This window comes from Candidatus Rhabdochlamydia sp. T3358, from assembly GCF_901000775.1.
GTDB lineage: Bacteria > Chlamydiota > Chlamydiia > Chlamydiales > Rhabdochlamydiaceae > Rhabdochlamydia.
In genome coordinates, this window is sequence record NZ_CAAJGQ010000034.1 from 42,568 (window position 1) to 66,145 (window position 23,578).

Sequence of the window (23,578 nt, forward strand, 5' to 3'; positions counted from 1 at the left end):
AAATAAGAGGGACTTGATTTACCAAAATAACTGTAAACCCATCATTCCATATTTCCCTTCTTATCTTTTCTATTAATTAGCAAGACAGCGATATTTTGTATTAGGGCCTTTTCCATATCGTTCTAACTTGCCGCTTTTAATGAGCTTATTTAATGCTCTGCCTGCAGAAGTTCGAGGTATATTTAGTTGACGAATGATGTCTGCTCTTGATATTTCATCGGATATTTTAAACAGGCTTAATATTAGTGCTTCGATATCTTCTTGGATAGTCTCAGAAAGGACTCTTGGTAAAATGCATTTTACAAAATTTGTCCCTTCTATTACTTCTGGAGGAAGTAGTCCTTCCTTTCTATAACTTTTAAAGAGTGTAATGAACCCCGAACCCATTTTTTCTATGTATTTGGCTTCCCATAAAATTTTTGCAATGCTGGTGTTACGAACATATGTGATTCCTGACTCTAGTTCCGAGGTGTCAATAGGACCTGGCAGTCCTCCAGGGCTGAAAAATTCGATCCGATTGGAATAAATAGATATCTTGATAGGAGCATTAATATGGTAGTTTCGATGCAAAATTGCATTCATTAGTACTTCGCGAATAGCAATTGGAGGAATTTCCCAATGTTCCTCTCTTTTTCTTTTTTCAATTTTGAAGGATTTGTTTATTCGTTCCATAATAAAATCGAATGATTCATCAAATTGTTCAAAAAGAGTTCCTTTGCAAGTTCTTGAAGCAATCGCTTCTCGATCTTTAAAGTCTGAAAAATGACAGCAAAGTATATATGCTTCAGAAAGAAACTGTTGAGGGGATTTGCCAAACAGTAATATTCCTGCAGTCGTAGCGTAGTCAGTGCTATGCTCTTTTTTAATGATCTCGTATGATCGTAAGACAGCTTCGGTCAAAGCAGAGGTAATACCATTGCGTCGATGATCTAAAAAATATTGAATTTTGGTATTGTCAAGGTCCTCAATAGTAGTATGATATAAAGGAAGCTGGTCGTAAGAGATACCTCGTGATTGCCATTTGAGTTCCTCAATTATATTAGCATCAGCTTTAACAGTTGATCTGCCAAGTCGTATGAAAGTTCCTTCTGCAAGACCCAACGATTTTTGATAATAAGGCTTATTTGTTCCTGAAGAAACTTCAATAATTAAAAGAACTTTATCGTTAATTCTTTGTTGGTAAATGAGTGGAAGGATAGGTGGTGTGCATGCTTTATAAATGGCATGATCGAGCCATTCCATAGCTTGATGAGCGGTATCTTCTGAGATTCCTTCAATAATCCCATCATTTTTGACGCCGATTACAAGCTTCCCACCTTTTGCATTGCAAAATCCGATGATCGTTTTAATGATTTTTGCATTAGCTGGAATGATAGATTTAAACTCTAGCTTTGAGGATTCTTGACCTGGATATTTCATATAAGCTCCTATTGACCCAATATTAGCATATTGGGTCGATTGGGTCAATTAATATAAGCTTAATCGACCCAATCGACCCAAATCTATAGCTTGGGTCGATTAGTCTTAAAGCAGTTCCTAATTACCTAACTTACTTATAATGAAAGAGAAAAAAACAAAAAAATAAAATATGGCCCTTTATAAAAGGACCAAGGAAGATATAGTATTTTAAGAAGCTCTAAAAATTAGAACCCAAATGGGACGGGACTTGATTCACTAGATAGCTGCTGATAGCCATCTTCACAAGCAGCTTTGATTAAATCTTGTAATCCTTCAGGATCATTGGGGTCTAAACATTCTGGTTTAATTTTTATTTCTAGAAGCTCTTTCTCTCCATTCAGCACAACTGTAACAAGATCAGCTGAGCTTTTACCTGTTACTTTTTTGTTTTGTAATTCACTGCGCATCGTTTCGAGTTGCTGCTCCATGAGCTTTGCTTGTTTTTTTGCTTTTGAATAACCACTGCCCATATAAATTATGACTCCTTTTTAATTACAGCTTCTAATTCTACAGCAGCAAACCGCAATAAGGTATCATATCGACTTTGATGTGTAGAAGGAGATGCGGGGGTAGATTTTGGTTCTTGAATAGGGGAAGGTAAGGGTTTTATATTCTCTGTTGGAATTACCGGGTCTAATGGTTCTGGAGAAGGAATAGCTGGTATAGATAACTTAGACTCTAATTGGATAAGGCGTTGCACAAGTATAGAAGAGTGAATACGGTACTTAGAGCGAATGATATGTAATAAGATGGTTTCAACTAAAATTTGTTTTACAGAGATTTTACTAATCATTTGTTGCCAATGAATCAGATAATCTAAAATATCCAAGCACTGTTCTAAAGTATAGTAAGCAGCAGATGCTTTGTAATTGCTATGCTGGTTTCCAAATAGACAAATTGGAAAACGATCCAGCTTATATTGAATTAAGTTGCGGTAATGCTGAGTGAGTTGGTTGATAAAGTAATAGAGATCTTTACCGCTTGAAAAAAGATCATGGGATAACTCAAAAGCAATTTTAAGATTGTATTCTTCTACGGCCTTATCTAGCTTAAAAAAGAGGGATTTATCAATTAAAGCAAAAGCTAAAGTGGCATTTTTTACAGTAATACAAGAGTTATCAAAACAGATGAGTTGATCAAGTAAAGATTCTGCATCGCGTAGCGAGCCATCAGATAACTCAGAAATCAGAAAAAGAGCTTCTTCTTCACAAGAAATTCCCAGATTTTCTAAAATTTGTTTGAGCTTTTTGACAATTAATTGAGGAGAGATGCGATTAAGATCAAACCGTTGGCAGCGACTAATAATAGTTGGTAAAACTTTATGTGGCTCTGTAGTAGCAAAGATGAATTTAACAGTAGGAGGAGGTTCTTCAAGAGGTTTAAGAAGAGCGTTAAAAGCCTCTTTTGTTAGCATGTGTACTTCATCGATAATGTATATTTTATATTTACCATGAGTTGGGGCATAGCCAATTGTCTCATTAATTTGACGGATATCATCGATGCCTCTATGAGAGGCTCCATCAATTTCCAATACATCCAAAGAACAATTGTTCAAGACATCTAAGCAAGAACTACACTGATTACAAGGCTCAGACTCTGCATTGAGATTTTGGCAGTTCAATGCTTTTGCTAAAATCCGTAAGAGAGAGGTTTTTCCTGTACCGCGTAATCCACAAAAAAGATATGCGTGGGCTAATCTTGAATTATAGAGAGCGTTTTTTAAGGTGGTGACAATTGCATCTTGCCCAAGCACATCAGCAAAAAGCTGCGGTCGATATTTTCTATAAGAAATACTCACTAAACCCTCTAGCTATAATAACACTTTTATTATCATACAAAAAAAGCATTTAGAAGACAAAGAGATCGTTAAAGAATTGAGGGAATACGTGAAAATAATTTTTATCTCTAGAAAAGATAGTTATTAATTGCTAAGAATCTGTTATAATGGAAAAGATAAGTTCAAAGGGAGTTTTCAAAGCTTAAACCCCTTATGCAAGAAGCAGAAATTGAAGAAAACCAATTAGACTCACGCGGATGGCGAAAGTGGTTTAAAGGCCATGATTTTGCTAAACGCTTTATCCTGTTTTTACTCTTGCTCATTTCTTTGGCTTTTTTCATTAATAACCGAGAAGTTTTAATTGATTTACCTGAAGTTGGCAGTCTAGCTCCCCGCTATGTAAGCGCCCAAATCGCTTTTGATTTTCCAGATCTTGAAGCCACAAGAATGCTAAAACAAGAGGCAGTGAGAGATATTGGTTCCTTCTATCGCATAGATGAAAACCAAATCCGCAGCTATCGCAAAGAATTAGAGCTTTCTTTAATTCAAAATCCAAATTGGCGTTCTAAATTAAGTAAAAGCACTTTTGAAAATCTTTATACCGTTTTAGATCGATTAGAAGAGATTTTAATTCAGGCGCATTTTACTGATCAGCGTACCTTAAATAAAATGCACGGGCTTGATATCCCCACTAAAGGAATTTCTGTTCTTTCTTTAGCTAAAGAGAACATAGAAGAGCAGCAGCTTCTGCCTGAGCGGTTTTGGGAGAAACTACAAGAGCGGCTAAAGGAGATTGGTCATTTAAACTCAGAGGCAATTGATTTTATTCTTGCACAATTTTCTAAACAGTTTTGGCTTTTTCAAGAAGATCTTTCTTTAGAGCGCAGTATCAAACACAGTATTCAAGATCGAGTGATTCCGCGATATACTCACATTGAACCAGGAAGTCAAATTATTAAGATAGGGGAAAGAGTTTCTCAGCGTCATCTAACCATGTTAAAATCTATGAAGCATGCGTTAACAGAATCTCGAGATCTATGGGCTTTTAAGACATTGTTAAGTAGCTTTTTAGTAGCACTTTCCTTATTGATTTCAGTCATTGCTTTCTTAAATATTTTCTACCACGATATTTTACAATCAGTGCGTAAATTATCTCTTTTAGTATTAATTTTTATTATGACTTTAATTTTTTCTTCCTTAGTTGAGCATTTGCTGCTCTCTGAAGAAAATCATTTGATTGAAGTTGCTCGTATTCCTATTTTAGTGCCTTTTGCCTCTATATTAATATGTATTTTGTTTGAAACCCAACTAGCCTTGATCATTTCCTTATGTCTTTTATTTTTATTTTCAGCTGTTCTAGCGGTAAATTATGTCCCTTTTATTTTAATCAATTTCATTGCGATAATTACCACTGTTTTATTTACGCATAATTTACATAAGAGGAAACAAATATTTTCTGTTTTTGGCAAAGTTTGGTTATCTATTCTTTTACCTATACTTGGTTTGAATTTAGCTAAAAATGCTTTATGGGGATTTAACTTAATTTCAGATGTAATGAGCTGTTTTGTATTTTTATGTGCAATTGCTATTCTTACCGTTGCTCTATTACCTATTTTAGAAAGCTTATTCCATGTAACAACAGACATGAGTTTAATGGAGTATATGGACCCTAATCATGAATTATTACATCGCTTGAGTTTAGAAGCACCAGGAACATATCAGCATTGTTTAGTTGTAGGGCATTTAGCAGAAGCAGGAGCTAGATCAATTGGTGCTAATGGACTTTTTTGCAGGGTGGCTACTCTGTATCATGATATTGGTAAGTTGTTTAACCCTCATTATTTTACAGAAAATCAGTTTGGAGGGTTTAATATCCATCAACTACTCACTCCTATGGAATCAACGCAGGTAATTATTGCTCATGTGCCAGAAGGGGAAGCATTAGCTCGTAAACACCATCTTCCACAAGGATTTATCGATATTATTCGAGAGCATCACGGAACAACAATGGTTTACTATTTTTATTGTAAGCAAATGGAACAAATGGGTAGTGATACTAATAAAGTGAATGAAAAGCTTTTTCGCTACCCAGGTCCTAAACCGCGTACTAGAGAATCAGCAATCATTATGATTGCTGATACGATAGAAGCGGCTTCTCGCTCTATGGAAGAGCTTACAGAAGAATCTATTACCGATATGATTGATAAGTTGATAGATGAAAAAGCAGAGGATGGGCAATTTAATGAATCTCAATTAACATTTGAAGAGTTAGGAAAAGTAAAAAGAGCGATCATTAAGTCTTTAATTGTTACACGTCATCTGCGTATTAAATATCCCTCTAGAATCAAAACCTAGTGTCTTAAAGGTAGATTCCTTACTATGGGATCAATCTGCAAATCGACATTTGCTTATTTACGGCTTATTTTTTCCAAGGTAAAAAAGCTGCAAACAAGCTCGATTATAGATTTTTTTTCAAACTAAGGAACCTGATTTTCTATTTACTAATTAACAATTTTTTTTTATTTTAGAACGAAAACTATTTTAAGATAAGGAAGGGTCTATTAAAAAATATCTCGTGTTATTGGGTAGAGTATTTTACTCTGCCATTTTTATTTTAGCCTCTTTTGGGCATTTTACCGCTAAAACTATAAACTTTGCTGCGAGTCAAGGTGTATTATTTGCAGATATACTTGTGCCTTTTTCAGGCTTATTAGCTCTTGTAGGAGGATTAAGCATCCTTTTAGGTTATAAAGCGCGTTATGGAGCTTGGCTATTAGTGATCTTTTTAGTTCCTGTTACTTATATGATGCACAAGTTTTGGATGATCTCAAATCCCATGATGCATGATATGCAGCAAGCGATGTTTATGAAAAATACCGCTCTATTAGGCGCTGCTTTACTCATTACGCATTTTGGATCAGGACCTTTAAGTTTGAAGAGGTAAAGCTTTTAAGGATTTTTTTTGTACCTTTTACTGAGAGATTTTTGTAGATAAGGTAATAAAAAATTCTTAGGAATAAAATGGCTCAAGAAAATCATCAAGCGATATCTTAGATCGATGATTTGTACTCTTTTTCCTTGTCTTATTTGTTTAAGGATCAAGCGTACTGCTTTTTTACAAGATAGGGTAAGATGATCTGGTTTTTGAGGAAAGTTTTGAGAGGCTTTTTTACGAAAATCGGTTGCTATTTGTCCAGGACAGACGGTAAGTACGCGAATATGATAAGCAGATAGCTCTATGTCTAGAGCTTCTGAAAAGTGATAGACAAAGGCTTTACTAGCTGCGTATATAGAAAAATTAGGATAGGAAAAAAAAGCAGCGGCGGATGAAACATTTAAGATCAACCCTGGCTTTTTAGCTTTTTTTAGAGCTGAAGCTGCTTCTATGGAACATTCCATAACAGCCTGTATGTTTACTTGGATCATTTCCTGTGCTAGTTTTAAAGGTTGTTCTACAACAGAGCCATATAAACCAAATCCTGCATTATTAATCACCAGATCAGGACAAAGCTCTTGAATCAGTGCAATAAGAGAAGCTCTTTGATTGGTTTGGCTCAAATCCACTTGCACAATTCGAATTGGTGTTTGTATTTCTTTGGCAAGAAGTTGTAATTTTTGGATGTTTCTACCAACTGCAATTAAAGAGATGTTTTTTTGAGCTAATGCATGGCATAAAGCTTTTCCTAACCCAGATGTGGCCCCAGTGACTAGAGCTAAAACATAATTCATACGATAAATTGCTTAAAGCTGGTTAGAAGAGTATTTAAATGAGTTTGACATTGATCAATTCCTTGTTCTAATGAAGAATAAGAATCTAAATGAGTAGATAGGTATATTTTTATTTTAGGCTCTGTTCCTGAGGGGCGTATAATTAAGCGACTCTGATCTTTTAATCCAAACACTAATACATTAGAAGAGGGCAGCTCTAGAGCTTCTTCTTTCTTGGGTTCTAATGTAAAACGTATTCTTTTTTGATAGTCCTCTATATAGAGCACATCTATTCCAGCAATTGTCTTAAGAGGATTTTGTCTTAAGTGCTGCATTATTTCCTCAATCTTTTCCATGCCTTCCTTACCGGGCGCAAAATCCATAGAAAATTGCTTTTCTTGAAAAAGACCATATGTTTGATAAATCTTTTCTAAACGATCTTGAAGGGTTTGGTTCTGTCTTTTTGCATAGAGCGCAATTTCTGCAATTAAACAAGACATGACAATAGCGTCTTTATCTCTTGCGTGAGTGCCTATTAAATAGCCGTAAGATTCCTCAGCGCCAAATAGGAAATGATAGCTTTCTTGAGATTTTTCCCACTTATGAATTAGTTCACCAATATATTTAAATCCAGTGAGAACTTCCCTATAGGCAATCTTATGTCGCTTTGCAATGCTTTTTAAGAGCTGCGTTGAAACAATAGTTGTAACAATCGCTGCTCTAGCTGGCATTTTATGCTCTAAACTCAATACTTCGCACAGGTAGTCTGCGCAAATAGCTGCTACTTGGTTACCATCAAGTAAGGTAGGTTTATTATGGTGTAAAACCGCAATGCCTATCCGATCTGCATCGGGATCTGTTGCAATTAAGAGATCAGATTTAGTATCTAGCATATATTTTAGACCCATTGTAAATGTTTCTTTATACTCAGGGTTTGGAAAAGCAACAGTGGGGAAAGAGCCGTCGGGTTGGCACTGTTGTTTGACTAGATAGATTTGATCAAAACCCCACTGTGTTAAAGCTTGAGGCACGATAGTGCTACCAGTACCGTGCAGGCTTGTGTAGGTAATCTTCAGATCTTTACCTGTTTGATGGTCTTGCTCGGGAAAAACCTGTAGAGGAGCTATTGCTTGTAAATAAGGTTGGTCTAAAGAATTTCCGATTTGTTGGATGACTGGATTAGAAAGGTTGCTTAAATGAATTTGTGAAGGTTGCGATATTTTTTCTACTTCTTGCATGATGCCTGTATCATGTGGAGGTACAACTTGACCGCCATCACTCCAATAAACTTTATACCCGTTGTATTGAGCAGGATTATGAGAAGCGGTAATCATAATAGCAGCATCTGCTTGCATAAAACGACAAGCAAATGAGATATAGGGAGTTGGTCTTAGTTCATTGATTAAAAAGACTTGAATTTGATTAGCGGCAAGTACTTTTGCGGCTTCTTCTGCAAATTCTTTAGAATGATGTCGGCTATCAAATCCAATGACAACTTTTCCTGTTTTTTTTTGTTGATTTAGGTAATTTGCTAGACCTTGGGTAGCTCTTTGAATGGTATAGATGTTTAGACGATTGGTTCCTACTCCCATTAGTCCTCGCATACCGCCTGTTCCAAAAGAAAGATCACAAAAAAAAGCATCGATGAGCTCTTGCGGTTTTTGCATGAGCAAACGTACTTGATTTTGCGTATCAGGATCAAAAGGGCTATTTAGCCAAGCCTCAGCGCGTTTTTGAATATCTGCCGGAATTGCCATGTATCACCGCTTTTTAAGAGTCTAATTGTTTTTCTATTTCTCCAAAAGAGATCAAAGGCGCATCGGCACGGTTTATTCCTTCACAGCGTATAGCCTCTTCTTCCCAATCTTTTTTTGTTTTTAGATTTTCTGGCCACCAAGGAAATTTGCGGCATTGTTTAGGTCGAGAAGAATAAATCTGGCAGCTCTTATCTTTTAAAAATACACAGTCATAGCTGCGGTAATCTTCTAAAAGTGATAATCGTCCTGCCACTTTACGGGTATATTTTTTTATACACTCTTCAAAACTGATCCGTAAAAATTGCGCGATCTCTTTTACTTCGCTATCACTTACCCATACATATCCAGGAGAGCCTGTGCAACATTTACCGCACCCTGTACAACTAAAACGCAGACCTTCCTTATACCATTTTTCAGACATTGTTAACCTTAAAATAGGAGCGAGAAGTAGGTTGCCATTTTCTATTAATTATTTTAAAGCCCTCGACCCAAAATTCTTTTTCATGCAATTCAATCAAATTCCAAGATCCGGTTTTTTTTTCTATAATAGACCCACTATCTAAAATGATAGGCAAACCGCTTTGTCTAAGATCTGCAATACAATGACGATGGGTATGTCCGTGTAGGTATAAATTAACCTGAGGAAATTCCTTAATGAGATCACATAAAGCCTCTGAGCGCTTAAGACCTTTTTCAGGAGTCTCATTGTAAATTAGAGGAAAATGATTCAAAATCAATACACTATGATTTTCTGCTATTTGTTTTAAAGCTTGCTTTAGCCTCTCTTCTAGCTCTTCTGAAAAAAAACCATAGCACGCAAGAGGAGGTGTAGCTATAGCGGTATCTAGAACAATAGCAGACCATTTGTTTCCTATCTCAACAATTGTTAGACCGTCATCTTTTAAATTGCACGTAGATTCAGAAAAGCAAGATGGGAAAAAATGGTAATAGGTTTTGCGGGCAAAAGCGGTTTTTGTATATTGGTCATGATTACCTGGAAGAAGTACTACTAAAAGACCTTGTTCCTCTAGTCTTTGAATAAAGGCCTGTGCCATTAAAAATTCTTTTTCATCAGAGGTAGTAGTTAGGTCCCCTGTAATCAGCACCTTAGAAACACCTAGCTGTTTAAAAAGTAAGGGAAGTGCTTGTATATTTTCAAAACAAAATTGGGAACGTCTACGTAGATAAAAATTGGCGTTTCCTATCCATCTCTTAGAAAAGAATTGATTGATTTTCCAAGAGGGTTTGGCAAAATGCAGATCTGAAATATGAGCGCAGCGAATCATAGCAATCCTGAAATACTTTAGTCATTAGATTAACAGATCTTTAGAATTCTTCTCTATAAAACTAAAAATACAAATGAGCAAAATATTTCTGCATAGTAATTTATCCGATGTTCTTTAAGACCAGTAGAAATGCATTTCGAGTTATATAAACAGAATTTCAGAGCTTAAATTTAAATTTTTAAGACCTATTAGGTTGTATAAGTGATTCCCTAAATTAGTCCCAGTTGCATAATCTAAGTTATCGAATTTTTCTTTTAATTTTTTTGCTCTATTTTCCCAAGGGCCTGTTAGTTGATTCTGTTCATCTATAGATATATTACATATTTCACTAAACTTTAGTGAATCCATGAATTCTTTCCTTTTCTTTTGGGAAGAATCCTCTGAGGAAAATAGATAACCGACTAAACGTATTTTTGCCAAAGAGGGGTTTTCAATACCAATAGCATCTAAATCATTTAGATCTTTTTCAAAAGCCCTTACTTGTAAATTAAAGTCTGGTTCTAGACCCTCTATAAGATCCTTTATGGATGCTTGTTGCAAAATGGTTAAAGTGGTTGAATCTGTGAATACATCCATCCCATATAAGAAGGCGATTAAAGCTATAGGCTCTATATCGCCAGAATACATATTACAAACTTTGTAGCCTGCAATTGTTCCATGTTCTGCGAATTCCTCGATAAGTTGATTCTTTTCTTCACCGTCGGGTAGACGCCCAATCCACTTCATAAACCATGTATTAATATCATTTGGATTAAAAGATTGCCCGAGCGTAATTTGATTGCGTAACCAAGGGGTGATTTTTTGTAGTTGTGTTGCAAAATAAATCTTTGAACTATTTTTTGTATTAAGTTTAAACACGTACTTCGTAAATAGATAAAAAAAGGGATTTCTCATCAAGTCTATACTTGAGGACTCAGCAACAAGATCTTTAGCAAAAGGTTTGATGCCAAAATGAGGACCATAAAATTTCTCATATCTTTGATAAGTGTGCATATCTGTTAAGTCAATAAAAACTCTTAGAGGGTTAACAAGAGGACGCATCTTTGCTTTTTCTAGTGCAAGAAAACCTTGCTCAAAGCTTGCTTGTAGAAAATAACGAAAGTTTTCGCTAAGTAAAGTTTCTAAGCTAAAGTTAAAGTTTAATTCTAATGCATCTACTGTAGTTTGATTAGCTTCAGAGAGCTTTAAGAATCCTGAAATCAGATTTCGTTGCTGAGCAACCTCGCATTGTCCTTCAGTTCCAAAAAGAAGCTCTTTAATGCCTGAAAGCTGTTTGTCTGGGCTGTTATTAAGTTGTTGTAATATCAAACAAGATTGTTGTAATAGGGTATTCCAAATAGGATCAGAGCGCTCTTTTGTAAAAGAAACTAATGTATCTAAATAGCTTGTTGCTTCCAAATTTGCTTCCTCAAATGTTTGTATTTTGGTTAGCCTTGGGAGATCATTAATTCTAGAGATAAGATTTGTTTGTAAATCTTTGGGCAAACCTTTCAGAATATCTAAAATAGATTGCCTAGCATCGATATTTTCGTTCAATTGAGGAAGGGAAATATTAGGGATTCTTTCTCGATTAATTGTTAAATATGTTTTTTCTGCCTTAGTGTTAAATTGATCCCATTTCTCTAAAGTTAACTGATTTGATGAAGAACCTTTTGTATTTGCCTGAGGTTTTTGAATGGTATAAGTTGGTTTAGTAAGTGACGCATGAATCATAAGAGTAAGACTAAACAGAGCGTAGCCAATAGTTAGATAGCTTCCGCCTATAGCAACACCCACTAGTCCTAAAAGAGGGTTAGCATATATTTTAAAAACGGAATCTACTTTATCAAGCAAAGGAAGATAAGATTTAGCAAAACTACTGCTAATTATTTGATTAAATACAAGTGTCGATAGGGCAGAAGAGCCTATAGAAAGATGACCAAATCGCACTAGAGCAATAGATCCAATAATAAAGGCAGCGTAAGCAGCTTTTTCCGCACAACTTTCTAAATAAGCCAGGCTTTTTGCAAGTAAGGGATAGGTTTTTTGAGTTTGGCCTTTCAAATAACCTAAAGCAATAGGTGTGAGACGAATAGCCCATTTTATAGGCTTTGATTGTAATTGCTCTACAATTCGAACATACGCTAATTTCTCTAAAACTATCTTGGTGAACGTCAGAGAATTGTCGACTATTGCGTATCTGACTAATGTTTCATAAAATAGGTGAATTTTCCCTGCTTTATATTCCGATAATGTTGCCCAGTTTGATATTAAGGCCGAGCTTAATCCAAATCCTGTAGAAAAGTCTTCGATGTTTTGAATAGCCATTTATGAAACTGTATATTTTTTTTAATATTATAATTATAATTAAATTTGTTTTAAATTACAAATAAATAATAAAAATCAGTAATTAGTATGAATAAAAGGGTTTTTTTGATTAAAAATAACTGACTTACACATAAAGAGAAGACCTAGAGCACTTTAAGATAAAAGACTTAAATATTATTTTTTTTTAGCGCCATTGCGATTTAAAATCTTTTGTTGGGCAAGATTTTGTTTGATAGTTGTTTTTATCCAACGAGCACCTTCAATATGAGTGTGTGCTGGTTGAGCATCGGTTGTTGTAATGCCAATTCCTGGCGTTGTACGTTTAGAGTTCTTGGTATTATGCCTGGCCTTCTTGATTTTCATGTGTCTTGTAAAAGAATCCATTAATTCTTTTCTTTTTTGCATGATTTTTTTAGGGGTTTTTACAGGAGTGTTGTCTTGAATGAGGGGGATTTTTTGAGCAGAGCGTATTTCTTTTCTTTGTTTTTTACGATTTTTTAAGGAGAGTTGATCTTTCATATATTAGCCTTGAATTCATCTATTGCTCTTAAATGTTTACTCTATTTTTTAATTTATTTATTTTCAATTTATAACCCGCTTTTTTATAGAAAACTAACCTAGGTCTTAAGAAACCTAGGCTTAAGTAAATTTTTTTAGTCCTTTTCAGGAGCACTGCCAATCAAAATTTCTGAGAAAAGAATAAGAATGGCTGTTGATACAGCGCATTGTAGAGCAGATCTTAAAACCTTCAATGGGTCAACGACACCGCTTTTTAAAAGATTCTCTACTTTTCCTGTTACAGCATTCAACCCAAATTGTGGCTCTTTGTTTAGAATTTCATTAAAAACAACAGCGCTATCGAGTCCGTTGTTAATAATAATTTGTTTAAGAGGCGCTTCGCAAGCTTGGATCAAAATCTGCGCTCCGATATTTTCTTCATTGCTTAAAGTTATGTGTACATTGCGACTAGCCCTTAAAAGTCCAATTCCTGCTCCAATAACAACTCCTTCATCAATCGCAGCTCTTGTGGAATTGAGACTGTCTTTAAATATTTGTTGTTTTTGTTTGGCTTCTGTTTCAATAATACCCCCTACACGAATGATCGCAGCTCCGCTTGTCAACTTAGCTTTACGCTCTTCTAATTTTTCTTTGTTGTAAGAAATAGCTTCTGCAATTTCTAACTCAATCTGCCTGACACGTACTTTTATCTCTTCACTTCTATTTTCGTCTGTGATGATTATTGTTTTATCTTTGCTTACAATAGCTTTTTCCGCAGAGCCTAGATGCTCAAAAGTTGCATCTTTTAAAGACAAACCGGTTTCTTTTGAAATAAACTTAGCACCTGTTAGTACAGCAATATCTTTGAGCATTTCATGGCGGTTATCCCCAAAACTAGGCGCCTTTACTGCACTAACTTTAATAATGCCCTTTAGCTTATTGATCACTAGTGTGGAAAGAGCATCTGCTTCAACATCTTCTGCAATAATCAATAATTCAGAAGAAGAGGTGGCAATGGATTGCAAAATAGGAAGGATTTCTTGAGCGGATGAGATTTTTTTATCTGTGACTAAAATTCGAGGGTTATGTAGCTTTGCGCATAATGTATCTTCTTTTGTGCAAAAAGAGGAACTAATATAGCCGCGGTCAAATTGCATCCCTTTAGCTATTTCAATCGTTGTATGAATTCCTTTGCTCTCTTCTATAGTAATAACACCATTTTTCCCTACTTTTTCAATAGCTTCTGCAATAAGAGCTCCAATAGTTTCATCTCCTGAAGCAGAGGTTGTTGCTATATTTTGTATTTCTTTTTGTGTTTGAATGATAATAGCATTTGTCTTCAAATCATGTAAAAGGGCATCAAGTGCTTTTTCTATTCCTCGCTTTAAATGAACAGGGCTTGATCCTGATGTAATTTGTTTAGCAGCATTTTTTGCAATGGCGCGTAGTAAAATCAAACTGGTGGTTATCCCATCCCCGCAGAGGTCTTTCATTTTTGCAGCGCTCTCTTTAGCTAAAGCAATCCCCATATTTGTGTATTGATCTTTTAGCTCAATTTCCTTAACTATATTGTTTCCATGATTAGTAATACTAGGAGCTCCCCAAGAGGATTCTATAGCCACATTGCTTCCTTTAGGCCCTAATGTATTACAAATAGCGTCTACGAGTTGATCTATTCCTTCGAGTAATTTATTTCTTGCTTCTTCTGCAAAAATAAGTTCCTTAGGCGTTGACATAATGATCTCCTAGTTAAAATGATTATTTCTGATAAGAAGAAGTATAGGAAGAAAAAACTTATTTCGCAATGAGTTGTCAGCTAAGGTCTTCTTTGTAAATTTCCCTTTTAGGGAGCTGGTGTAATTTGGCTACTATTTTAATAGCTTCAGAGCGACTAAGATTTAGCTCTTCTTGCAGTATGTTTATATGCGAAATGACATCACCTGTTAAACAGCACTCTTGTGGGTTTTCTGAAATTAATAAGACGATTTCTCCACGAGGGATATGTGTTTGAAAATGATCGAGTAAACTACTAGCCTCTCCAAATAAACTCTCTTCATACAGCTTAGTTGCTTCTCTTACAATACAAAGAAGCCTTGTATTATCTAGTTTTTGTAAATGAGATAGGGTTTTTTGTATTTGATGAGGAGTCTCATAGAAGATGCTAGTTCCTCTATATTCTAATGCTGTCTTGAGGATGAGAGATCTTTCTTTTTCTTTTTTAGGAACAAAGCCTAGGAATTGGAAAATGGTAGATGAAAAGCCAGATAACAAAAGAGCAGCAATTAAAGCACAAGCTCCTGGGATTGTTGTCATGGGGATTTTTTTTTGACGACACTCAGAGATAAGTTGTAGACCAGGATCTGAGATGGCAGGAGTTCCTGCATCGGAAATGAGTGCTATATTTTTCCCATTTGCTAAATCTTCTAAAATATTTTCTAAGCGCATCCTTTCATTAAAACGATGGAAACTTTTCAGAGGTTTTTTGATCGAGTAATGATTTAAGAGGATTTGGCTATGGCGGGTGTCTTCGCATAAGATATAGTCACATTCTTTAAGTACATCAAGTGCGCGAAAGGAAAAATCTTTTAAGTTACCAATAGGAGTTGAAACTACATATAACATGGTTTTTTAATAAGAATGAAAGGTGGCACCCAGATTCGAACTGGGGAATAAGAGCTTTGCAGGCTCCCGCCGTAGGCCACTTGGCTATACCACCTTGGAATTGCCAAAAATTATGCTGCATTAAGTATAAAAGGGTCAATCGAAATTTTATCATAAGGCAGCAAGGGGCAAGTTTTTTTAATGATTAAAATCTTCATTTAGTTACTCTTTCATACAAATGTATACTTGTAAAGAAATTGCAGCTTATTTAGGCATATGTTCCTCCAATGTAACTGCCATACGGGGGTTTCGTCAAGATAGCAGGTTAATTCAACCGAGCGATCTGTTTTTTGCTCTGCCTGGAGATAGGGTGGATGGGCATGTTTTTTTGGGAGAAGTAGCAAAAAAAGGCGCAGTAACAGCTATTATATCCAAGCAGTATAGAGGGCCAAGCTACGGTTTATCTCTATTAGCTGTAGAAGATGTGATGGATGCATTACATCTTTTGGCACAGGTTTTATTTTCAAAGAGAAATACTCGTGTTATTGCTGTTACTGGCTCAGTGGGAAAAACAACCATTAAAGAATTTATTGCAACGCTTTTATCAGTACAATTTAGAGTTGCAAAAACCCCGGGCAATGCCAATTCTCGAATAGGATTACCTCTATCTTTATTAAATGCAGATAGAGAAGCTGATATCTTTGTCGTGGAAATGGGGATGAGTCAAAAAGGGCAAATTGCTAAACTTGTATCGATTGCTCCTCCAGAGATCGCTGTAATTACCAATATAGGTTTAGCTCATAGCGCTTATTTTCCAGAAGGATTGGAATCCATTGCTCAAGCAAAGGCTGAAATTTTATCCTCCAGCAAAACCCGCCTTGCTATATTAGGACCTAATGTAGAAAATTTTTCCGCTATTAAAAACTGCTTAATTCCAAAAAAAAATTATGGTCTATCTGAAGGATTAGATCTCCATTTGCAAGCTCATGGGAAGAAGTTTTGTTTGATAGAAAAAACTGAGTGCTCTTCTTTTTTTTCTCTGCCTTTTCAAGCAGAGCATCTATGGGAAAATTTTTGTGGTGCTGCTCTGATTGCTAGAGAATTTGGCGTTTGTTGGAAAAAGATCATAGAGAAAACCAAACAACTTAAAACTATTCCCCATCGATTTACTATCGTAGAAAAAAAGGGGATTATATTTGTTGACGACTCTTATAATGCCAGCTTGTCTTCCATGAAAGCGGCTTTTAAGTCTTTGCCAAAACCTAAGGGAAAGACCATTGCTGTGCTAGGGGATATGAAAGAGCTCGGAGAGTTTACAGAAGAGTGTCACTTAGAAGTGGCTAAATACGCTTTAGAAGTAACCGATATATTGCTTTGTTTAGGAGAAGATTGTTCTTTAATGGTAGAATTATTTATTAAGAATAAGCGCAAAGCTTACCTATGTCATGATTTTCAAGACCTATACAAAGCTGTACATGCTCTTGCAGAGCAAGGAGATGTTGTTTTGATTAAAGGCGCAAATTCTCATCAATTATGGCGCATTTTGGATTAGGATTGCGATGTTTTCCTCTTCTAGCTTAAGATAACTTTCACTTCAAAGAACAAACTTAAGAGTGCATCTGTGATTCTTTTAATTTATCAATATTTAAGTAGTTTAGGAATTCCATTACATTCAGTTTTTGCCTATTCATCCACTCGGATGATGCTAGCAGCGTTGACTTCTTTGCTATGCGCTATTTGGATAGGTCCTTACTGTATCAGACGGCTTTATGCCTTAAAAACAGGCCAGTCGATTCGTGTAGAAGATTGTCCTCTTTTAGCAGAGCTTCATCAGAAAAAAAAAGACACCCCAACCATGGGAGGTATTTTTCTTCTATTTTCAGCATTAATTTCCCTTGTTTTGTGGATGGATTGGAAAAGTAGCTTTACCCTTATGCTGTGCTTACTTACTTTGGGTTTAGCCGTTATAGGTGGAATCGATGATTATTTAAAAATGAAGTTAAAAAATTCTAAAGGGATGAAAGCTCGCACCAAATTTCTCATGCAGCTATTGATTACCTTGGGAATTTGTAGTTACCTATACATCCCTCAGTTTACACAAGAAGGCCTCTTGCGCCCACCTATTGCCAAAGAATGGGTAAAAAAAAACAAAACAGAAGGAGAATGGAAAGTATTAAATACACAGCAATACATGGGCTATTATTTTGTTCCTTTTATCAAAAAACCCCTATTTAAGCTAACGGGTTTAAGCTTATTACTGGGGATTTTCTTAAGTGTATTTGTGATCACCGGCTCTTCTAATGCGGTGAATTTAACAGATGGATTAGATGGCTTAGCTTCAGGGTGCCTGATTATGGTAGCGGTTGTATTGGGGATCGTTGCTTTTTTATCAAATAATAAGGAAATGGCTCGCTACTTAAATATTTTATACATCGAACAAAGTGGAGAAATAGCCATCTACCTGTTTGCTGTTATTGGCGCAACGCTTGGCTTTTTATGGTATAATGGGTTCCCGGCTCAGGTGTTTATGGGGGATATCGGCTCATTATCTCTTGGAGGGATCATTGGCTTTTGTGCTGTTTTGTTACGAAGAGAGCTGCTTTTAGCTTTAGTTGGAGGAATATTTGTTGCAGAAACCCTCTCTGTGATCCTACAGGTAGGAAGCTACAAATTGCGCAACCGCAAACGTATTTTTCTATGTACCCCTCTTCATCATCATTTTGAATACAAAGGCTGGCCTGAGACAAAAGTGGTTATTCGCTTTTGGATTATTGGTTTGATTTTAGCATTATTAGGGCTAGCTTCCTTGAAATTTCAGTAGATTTAGAAATAACAGAGGCATCCTGCTATCTTTTAATTATGTTTTGCAATCAAATTAAACATTTAAATAATAATTAAAAACACATAAAAATTATTCTATTATAAATAAAACCTAAATTATGTTATAATTTCCATATTAAATTTTAATTTATGTAAACAAATGTCTCTAATAATTAATGGGCTGGAAAGTTTAATAATACATGAGATTGAATGTAGTCTCTTTTGTTATGCATTAGCAAAAAAAGACATGTCATCAGCTTTTGAATCTACAAAAGAAGTCTTTAGTTCTGATTCATCTCTTAAAAATAGATGTGTCCATCTCATAAAAGTTTTTGGATTAACCGCAAAAATTACTCTTCTATGCATACCTCTTATATATAGAATAGCCATTTGGCTCACTCCTAGTAAAACATTATGTTCTGCTCTAAAGGATGGCATATACGGCTTGCGATTTGTTCGTGAAGATGTTGTGCTTCATGCTATAAAACAAAGTGTATATGAGTACAGGATATATTATGGTAAAAAATTTGCCTTAAATTTTACTTATAAAAATCTACCCAACGGAAAAAAGATTGTCCTTAAGGCTCTTAAGGAAAATGGACTGGTTCTAAAGAATGGCGACTATGATTTATGCAAAGACAAAGATGCTGTACTAGTTGCTGTAGGGCAGAATGGATTAGCCTTAGAGCATGTTGATTATAACCTGAAAAAAGACAAAGAGCTTGTAATAGTTGCTGTAGGGCAGAATGGCTTGGCTTTACAGTATGCTTGTTATGATTTGCGCAAAGACAAAGAGGTTGTAGATGCTGCTCAGAAGCAGAACCCAAAAGCTTTGCAGTACGCTTCTAAAGAAGTGGTGCTCCTTGTTTTGAAAGAAGACGGTATGTTACTGCGATATATTTCTAAGTCTTTACAAGAAGATAAAGAGGTTGTGCTAGTTGCTGTAGAGCAGAATGGACTGGCGTTGCAATATGCTCATAAAGACCTGCAGAATGATGAATATGTTGTAGATGTTCTTATAGATGCAGCGTTTACTGCTGTTAATGAAAATCTAAAGACTTTGCAGTGCGTTTCTAAAGAAATAATACTCCTTGCTTTGAAAAAAGATGGTACGTTACTACATTTTTTCCCTGAGTCTCTAAAAAGCGATAAAGAAAGTGTGCTAGCTGCTGTAAAACAGAATGCAATTGCCTTTGTTTTTGCTTCTAATGATTTAAAGAGAGATAAAGAAGTTATGCTTGCTGCTTTAAACCAGAATGCCTCTTTTATATTGAAGTATATTGCACCAGTGCTTGGTACGGGAGTAATTCCTTCAGGAGAACTATTTGTCTCTGAGGATAAAATCTTTCAAGATAGAGAAATTATGCTTGCTTTTGTGAAGAAAGATGGTTTATTTCTGCAGTATGCTTTTAAGGAATTACAAGAAGACGAAGAAATTATTCTCGCTGCTGTATCTGAGAATGGATTGTCCCTAGAATTTGCTGCCAACTATCAAAATAACAAAGCAATCATCCTTGCTGCTGTAAGGCAGAATGGGCTGGCGCTGCAATTTGCTTCTAAGAGACTACAAGACGAAGAAATTATTCTCGCTGCTATAAGACAGAATGCGTTAGCTCTACAGTTAGTTCCTAAATATCAAAATAGTAAAGAAATCGTTCTTGCTGCTGTAGAGCAGAATGGGTTAGCGCTACAGTTTGCTTCTAAGGAATTACAAAATGATAGAGAAGTTGTAAAAACTGCTATAGTTCAGAATGGACTAGCCTTGCAATTTGCTTCTCAAAACCCTCAAAATAGTAGAGAAATCGTTATTGCTGCTGTAGAGCAGAATGGGTTAGCGCTAGAATTTGCTTCTAAGGAATTACAAGAAGATAGAGAAGTTGTAGAAATTGCTATAGGGTGGCATGCTAAATCTTCTATGTGGAATAGTAATATGGAAGCGTTACAATTTGCTCATAGAGATGTTGTGCTAGAGGTCGTAAAGAAAAATGGGTATTGTCTAAGAGTTCTTTCTCAGATCTTGCAAAATGACAAAGAAATCGTTCTTGCTGCTGTAGGGCAAAATGGATTAAATCTAGAATTTGTTTCTCAGAGTTTAAAAAAGGATAAAGAAATCGTTTTTGCTTCTGTAAAGCAGAATGGGTTAGCTCTACGATTAGCTCCTGAATATCAAAATAATAGAGAAATCGTTCTTGCTGCTGTAGGGCAAAATGGATCATCTCTACAATTTGCTTATGAAGGCTTAAGAAGAAATGAAGAAATTGTGCTTATTGCTATAGCTCAAAATGGACTAGCTCTAGAATTTTCTGAAAATGTAAAGAACAATAAAGAAGTGGTTCTCTCTGCTGTAAGACAGAGTGGGTTAGCGCTACAATTTGCTTCTAAGGAATTACAAAATGATAGAGAAGTTGTACTAGCCGCAGTTAAACAAAACGGCTTGGCTTTAAAGCATGTTTATGTAGAAGAACGAGCAGATGTACCTCGTTGTATAAGAGACTATCTTCTAAGAGGAGATGAAGAAATTGTACTAGCTGCTGTAGAGCAGAATGGATTTGCAATGCAGTTTGCTTCTGAAGAATTACAAAAAGATAGAAAAGTTGCACTAACTGCTGTCAAGCAGAATGGGTTGGTTTTAAAATTATTTACCGTCTTTGGTAGCTTTTTTGGGTGCTTTGGAGTAGATAAGGAAATTGCCCTTGCTGCTGTAGAGCAAAATGGATTGGCCCTAGAATTTGCATATGCAGATATCTATATAATGGATAATTTGACTAGTGCTAGATGGGAGACTAGAACTCTAAAGGCAAATAAAACCCTTGTACTAGCTGCTGTATCTAACAATGGATTAGCGCTGAAATTTGCTTCCAAGGATTTACAGAATGACAGAGATGTTACACTAGCTGCTGTATCTAAGAATGGCTTGTCTTTACAATTTGCTTCTGAGGATTTACAAAGAGATAGAAAAATTGCAGCAGCAGCGGTAAGGCAGAATAAAGAAGCTATGCAATTTGTCAAGGATTTGCAAGAAGAGGAAGTTAAACTTTTTGCTCGTTCTAATAACCTGAGTTTTGGGTTTTTATCCAATAAGAATCACAATCTAAAATATTGATAACAAATGATTTGTCTATTTCTAAACTTGCTTGGAACCTAGTATTTTTCATCTAGATTTTGCTCATTTGTTCAAACTATTGCAAATTCGCAATTTAAGATCACCAAATGAGTACCTATCTACTTTAAAATCAAAGAGAAAAACCCAAAACTGGGGTTAATAATATATACACCGTTTATCAGTTCCATTGATTAGAAACGCTTAACTTGGATGCTTTAGACCATGGTCTTCTTAAAAACAATACATTCGAATCCTTGGCATCTATAGTTTTTAAATAACAAATCTTGTAGTTTTAGTAGAAAATAAGCATAAACTTTAAGCTTTTGATATTTAGAGGGTTTTCATGAAAAGTACGCTTATCTTAGGGCTAGGAAAAAGCGGAAGAGCTGCTGCTAAACTACTTCTATTGCATAAAAAAAATGTATGTGCTTTTGATGATTATTTGGGGGATCTTGAAGAAGCTCTTTGTTTAGAAGAGCTTGGCTTAAAGCGTATTTCTGATTTGGGAGCTATTTGTTGGGAAGAAATAGATCAATGCGTTATTTCACCGGGAGTTGATCCTAAACATGTAATCTACAGAACAGCTAAAAATAGGGGTATTCCTGTTGTTACAGAGGTGGAGTTAGCTTTACCTTTTATTTCAGAGCCTTTAATAGCGGTAACAGGAACCAACGGCAAAACCACTGTAGCTCTGCTAGTGGAGCATATTCTAAGTACAAGTGGAATTTGTGCAAAAGCAGTGGGAAATGTCGGTGTGCCTCTTTGTTCTTACGTACTTGATTCTAAAAAAGCAGAGGTTCTTGTGGTTGAATTGAGCTCTTTTCAACTGGAAACTTTAGACTCTCCTGTATTTGATCAAGCGGCTATTCTTAATATTACACCAGATCATTTAGATCGTTATCCTGATATGCAAGCTTATGCAAAAGCCAAACTGCGTTTGCAAAATTGCATGAAAGAGAAGGGTTCTTTATTTATACAGGAGAAAGTGGTAGAGCAGTTTGGTTTTCTTTTGGAAAAAAACGAATACCAAACATTAGATTTTTATCAAAAAGATCTTGAATATTTTTCATCATCACTATATAGAGAATGTGCAGAGCATGAAAGGGAAAATACATTAGCAGCTTGGGCTCTTTGTAAACCTTTTGGTATTTCCCATACACAATTTAAGAAAGCTTTAACCACGTTTTGTAGGCCTTCACACCGATTAGAATGTATAGCTTCTATTGATGGAGTTGATTACTATGATGATAGTAAAGGCACAAATATAGATGCGGTTATTTGTGCTGTACGCGCAATGAAAGGGAAAGTGATCTTGATTGCTGGGGGGGTTGATAAGGGAAGCTCATATACAGCCTGGAAAAGACCTTTTTCAGGAAAAGTAAGACAAATACTAGCAATTGGCCTAGCAGCAAAAAAAATAGAACAAGAATTGCACCCTTTTATTCCTGTTATATGTGTTGACTCTATGCAATCAGCGGTAGTTATGGCAAAGGAGCTTGCCAAGGAAAAAGAGAGCGTCTTACTTTCGCCAGGATGTGCAAGTTTTGATATGTTTTGTGACTATGCTCATAGAGGAAAAGAATTTCAGTATCAAGTGCGCTTATTAAGGGATGGAAAGAGTTATGAGTCGTAAAGATACCATTATTATTGCTGTGTTGGTTAATGCAGGTTTGCTAATTATTTTATTTGCCAGCGCTTTGAAGCCACCTGTGCATGATACGTGCTATCAGCCAGAACCATTGAAGCCCATTGTAGATGTTTCCCCAAAAAAAGAAGCAGTTATCCAAAAAGGAGATGCTGTAGATCACGCTTTAGAGCAATTTGCAAAGCAACGCTCTCACATAGAACAACCTGTAGTCATACAAAGTCCTATCGCTTTAGAGGAGATTAAGTTACCTCAAGCTTCCATTTTGGAAAATAACATGGAAAAGTTAGCAGAGGTTGCGATAAAAAAGGGAGATATGTTGGAAAAGATTGCTCGTCAATATCACACCACAGTTAATGAAATTATGCGACTAAATGGGCTGCAAACATCTCATTTGCGTATTGGTCAGGTGCTGAAAATCCCATCTAATGATACAGCTTTTACTACAAGTCCTGCTTTGGAAACGGTATACTATATTGTAAAAGAAGGAGATAATCCTTCGACTATTGCAAAGAAAAATAACATTAAGCTAGAAAATCTTTTGAAACTAAATGAGATGAGTGAAGAAAAAGCTCGAAAACTACGACCTGGGGATAAATTGCGTATTCGTTAACAGCT

18 protein-coding genes and 1 tRNA gene are annotated in these 23,578 nt (G+C 35.7%); 7 read left to right on the forward strand and 12 right to left on the reverse strand.

Annotated elements, in window-relative coordinates; all coding sequences use genetic code 11:
• Positions 1-72 precede the first annotated feature (72 nt).
• The 3 genes from RHTP_RS07905 to dnaX form a co-directional block, all read right to left on the reverse strand.
• Positions 73-1,419 carry an RNA-binding domain-containing protein gene (locus RHTP_RS07905; RefSeq protein ID WP_138107580.1) on the reverse strand — a complete coding sequence of 449 codons (1,347 nt, stop codon included), beginning with the start codon at positions 1,417-1,419 and terminating at the stop codon, positions 73-75.
• A gap of 224 nt (positions 1,420-1,643) precedes the next feature.
• Positions 1,644-1,928, reverse strand: coding sequence for a YbaB/EbfC family nucleoid-associated protein (locus tag RHTP_RS07910; protein ID WP_138107581.1), 285 nt, complete (start codon positions 1,926-1,928; stop codon positions 1,644-1,646).
• Between the two features lie 5 nt (positions 1,929-1,933).
• Positions 1,934-3,256, reverse strand: coding sequence for a DNA polymerase III subunit gamma/tau (gene dnaX / locus RHTP_RS07915; RefSeq protein ID WP_138107582.1), 1,323 nt, complete (start codon positions 3,254-3,256; stop codon positions 1,934-1,936).
• 192 nt (positions 3,257-3,448) lie between these two features.
• Here dnaX and RHTP_RS07920 point away from each other — a divergent pair, with 192 nt between their 5' ends.
• Both RHTP_RS07920 and RHTP_RS07925 read left to right on the forward strand, forming a co-directional pair.
• Entirely contained in the window at positions 3,449-5,590 is a 2,142-nt protein-coding gene (locus tag RHTP_RS07920; protein ID WP_138107583.1) for an HD family phosphohydrolase, read from the forward strand.
• 205 nt (positions 5,591-5,795) lie between these two features.
• Positions 5,796-6,179: a DoxX family protein gene (locus RHTP_RS07925; RefSeq protein WP_138107584.1), complete on the forward strand. Its 384-nt coding sequence runs from the start codon at positions 5,796-5,798 to the stop codon at positions 6,177-6,179.
• 5 nt (positions 6,180-6,184) lie between these two features.
• On the opposite strand, the gene RHTP_RS07930 is transcribed toward RHTP_RS07925, so the two are convergent.
• The 9 genes from RHTP_RS07930 to RHTP_RS07970 form a co-directional block, all read right to left on the reverse strand.
• Positions 6,185-6,964, reverse strand: coding sequence for an SDR family NAD(P)-dependent oxidoreductase (locus tag RHTP_RS07930; RefSeq protein ID WP_138107585.1), 780 nt, complete (start codon positions 6,962-6,964; stop codon positions 6,185-6,187).
• Complete coding sequence (locus RHTP_RS07935; protein ID WP_138107586.1) at positions 6,961-8,700, reverse strand: phospho-sugar mutase; 1,740 nt, start codon at positions 8,698-8,700, stop codon at positions 6,961-6,963. Before RHTP_RS07935 ends, RHTP_RS07930 begins: the two co-directional genes overlap by 4 nt.
• A 13-nt stretch (positions 8,701-8,713) precedes the next feature.
• Positions 8,714-9,121 (reverse strand): YkgJ family cysteine cluster protein, encoded by a 408-nt coding sequence (locus RHTP_RS07940; protein WP_138107587.1) that lies wholly within the window; start codon positions 9,119-9,121, stop codon positions 8,714-8,716.
• Positions 9,114-9,986: a metallophosphoesterase family protein gene (locus RHTP_RS07945; protein ID WP_138107588.1), complete on the reverse strand. Its 873-nt coding sequence runs from the start codon at positions 9,984-9,986 to the stop codon at positions 9,114-9,116. Before RHTP_RS07945 ends, RHTP_RS07940 begins: the two co-directional genes overlap by 8 nt.
• Positions 9,987-10,127: 141 nt before the next feature.
• A complete protein-coding gene (locus RHTP_RS07950) occupies positions 10,128-12,293 on the reverse strand; it encodes a hypothetical protein (protein WP_138107589.1) in 2,166 nt (721 codons plus the stop codon).
• 174 nt (positions 12,294-12,467) lie between these two features.
• Positions 12,468-12,812, reverse strand: coding sequence for a hypothetical protein (locus RHTP_RS07955; protein WP_138107590.1), 345 nt, complete (start codon positions 12,810-12,812; stop codon positions 12,468-12,470).
• Between the two features lie 134 nt (positions 12,813-12,946).
• Positions 12,947-14,527, reverse strand: coding sequence for a chaperonin GroEL (gene groL / locus RHTP_RS07960; protein WP_138107591.1), 1,581 nt, complete (start codon positions 14,525-14,527; stop codon positions 12,947-12,949).
• Between the two features lie 76 nt (positions 14,528-14,603).
• Complete coding sequence (gene rsmI, locus RHTP_RS07965; RefSeq protein WP_138107592.1) at positions 14,604-15,413, reverse strand: 16S rRNA (cytidine(1402)-2'-O)-methyltransferase; 810 nt, start codon at positions 15,411-15,413, stop codon at positions 14,604-14,606.
• Between the two features lie 20 nt (positions 15,414-15,433).
• A tRNA-Cys gene (locus RHTP_RS07970) sits at positions 15,434-15,507 on the reverse strand.
• A 123-nt stretch (positions 15,508-15,630) separates the two neighbouring features.
• Here RHTP_RS07970 and RHTP_RS07975 point away from each other — a divergent pair.
• The 5 genes from RHTP_RS07975 (at position 15,631) to RHTP_RS07995 (ending at position 23,573) form a co-directional block, all read left to right on the forward strand.
• Positions 15,631-16,944, forward strand: a complete 1,314-nt coding sequence (locus RHTP_RS07975; RefSeq protein ID WP_138107593.1) for a UDP-N-acetylmuramoyl-tripeptide--D-alanyl-D-alanine ligase — start codon at positions 15,631-15,633, stop codon at positions 16,942-16,944.
• 69 nt (positions 16,945-17,013) lie between these two features.
• The gene (mraY, locus tag RHTP_RS07980) at positions 17,014-18,213 is read left to right on the forward strand and encodes a phospho-N-acetylmuramoyl-pentapeptide-transferase (RefSeq protein ID WP_138107594.1); all 1,200 of its coding nucleotides are present in this window, start codon (positions 17,014-17,016) and stop codon (positions 18,211-18,213) included.
• A gap of 246 nt (positions 18,214-18,459) precedes the next feature.
• Entirely contained in the window at positions 18,460-21,315 is a 2,856-nt protein-coding gene (locus RHTP_RS09170; protein ID WP_171005785.1) for a DUF4116 domain-containing protein, read from the forward strand.
• A 343-nt stretch (positions 21,316-21,658) separates the two neighbouring features.
• Entirely contained in the window at positions 21,659-22,948 is a 1,290-nt protein-coding gene (gene murD, locus RHTP_RS07990; protein ID WP_138107596.1) for a UDP-N-acetylmuramoyl-L-alanine--D-glutamate ligase, read from the forward strand.
• A complete protein-coding gene (locus RHTP_RS07995) occupies positions 22,938-23,573 on the forward strand; it encodes a LysM peptidoglycan-binding domain-containing protein (RefSeq protein WP_171005786.1) in 636 nt (211 codons plus the stop codon). The genes murD and RHTP_RS07995 overlap by 11 nt, the downstream gene beginning before the upstream one ends.
• The last annotated feature ends 5 nt before the right edge of the window (positions 23,574-23,578 follow it).

What these genes read in the sequence shown, in the direction of transcription:
- RHTP_RS07905 (WP_138107580.1), bottom strand. Translation starts at nt 1,419, where the DNA reads ATGAAATATCCAGGTCAAGAATCCTCAAAGCTAGAGTTTAAATCTATC.
- RHTP_RS07910 (WP_138107581.1), bottom strand. Translation starts at nt 1,928, where the DNA reads ATGGGCAGTGGTTATTCAAAAGCAAAAAAACAAGCAAAGCTCATGGAG.
- RHTP_RS07920 (WP_138107583.1), top strand. Translation starts at nt 3,449, where the DNA reads ATGCAAGAAGCAGAAATTGAAGAAAACCAATTAGACTCACGCGGATGG.
- RHTP_RS07930 (WP_138107585.1), bottom strand. Translation starts at nt 6,964, where the DNA reads ATGAATTATGTTTTAGCTCTAGTCACTGGGGCCACATCTGGGTTAGGA.
- RHTP_RS07935 (WP_138107586.1), bottom strand. Translation starts at nt 8,700, where the DNA reads ATGGCAATTCCGGCAGATATTCAAAAACGCGCTGAGGCTTGGCTAAAT.
- RHTP_RS07940 (WP_138107587.1), bottom strand. Translation starts at nt 9,121, where the DNA reads ATGTCTGAAAAATGGTATAAGGAAGGTCTGCGTTTTAGTTGTACAGGG.
- RHTP_RS07945 (WP_138107588.1), bottom strand. Translation starts at nt 9,986, where the DNA reads ATGATTCGCTGCGCTCATATTTCAGATCTGCATTTTGCCAAACCCTCT.
- RHTP_RS07950 (WP_138107589.1), bottom strand. Translation starts at nt 12,293, where the DNA reads ATGGCTATTCAAAACATCGAAGACTTTTCTACAGGATTTGGATTAAGC.
- RHTP_RS07955 (WP_138107590.1), bottom strand. Translation starts at nt 12,812, where the DNA reads ATGAAAGATCAACTCTCCTTAAAAAATCGTAAAAAACAAAGAAAAGAA.
- groL (WP_138107591.1), bottom strand. Translation starts at nt 14,527, where the DNA reads ATGTCAACGCCTAAGGAACTTATTTTTGCAGAAGAAGCAAGAAATAAA.
- rsmI (WP_138107592.1), bottom strand. Translation starts at nt 15,413, where the DNA reads ATGTTATATGTAGTTTCAACTCCTATTGGTAACTTAAAAGATTTTTCC.
- RHTP_RS07975 (WP_138107593.1), top strand. Translation starts at nt 15,631, where the DNA reads ATGTATACTTGTAAAGAAATTGCAGCTTATTTAGGCATATGTTCCTCC.
- RHTP_RS09170 (WP_171005785.1), top strand. Translation starts at nt 18,460, where the DNA reads ATGTCATCAGCTTTTGAATCTACAAAAGAAGTCTTTAGTTCTGATTCA.
- murD (WP_138107596.1), top strand. Translation starts at nt 21,659, where the DNA reads ATGAAAAGTACGCTTATCTTAGGGCTAGGAAAAAGCGGAAGAGCTGCT.
- RHTP_RS07995 (WP_171005786.1), top strand. Translation starts at nt 22,938, where the DNA reads ATGAGTCGTAAAGATACCATTATTATTGCTGTGTTGGTTAATGCAGGT.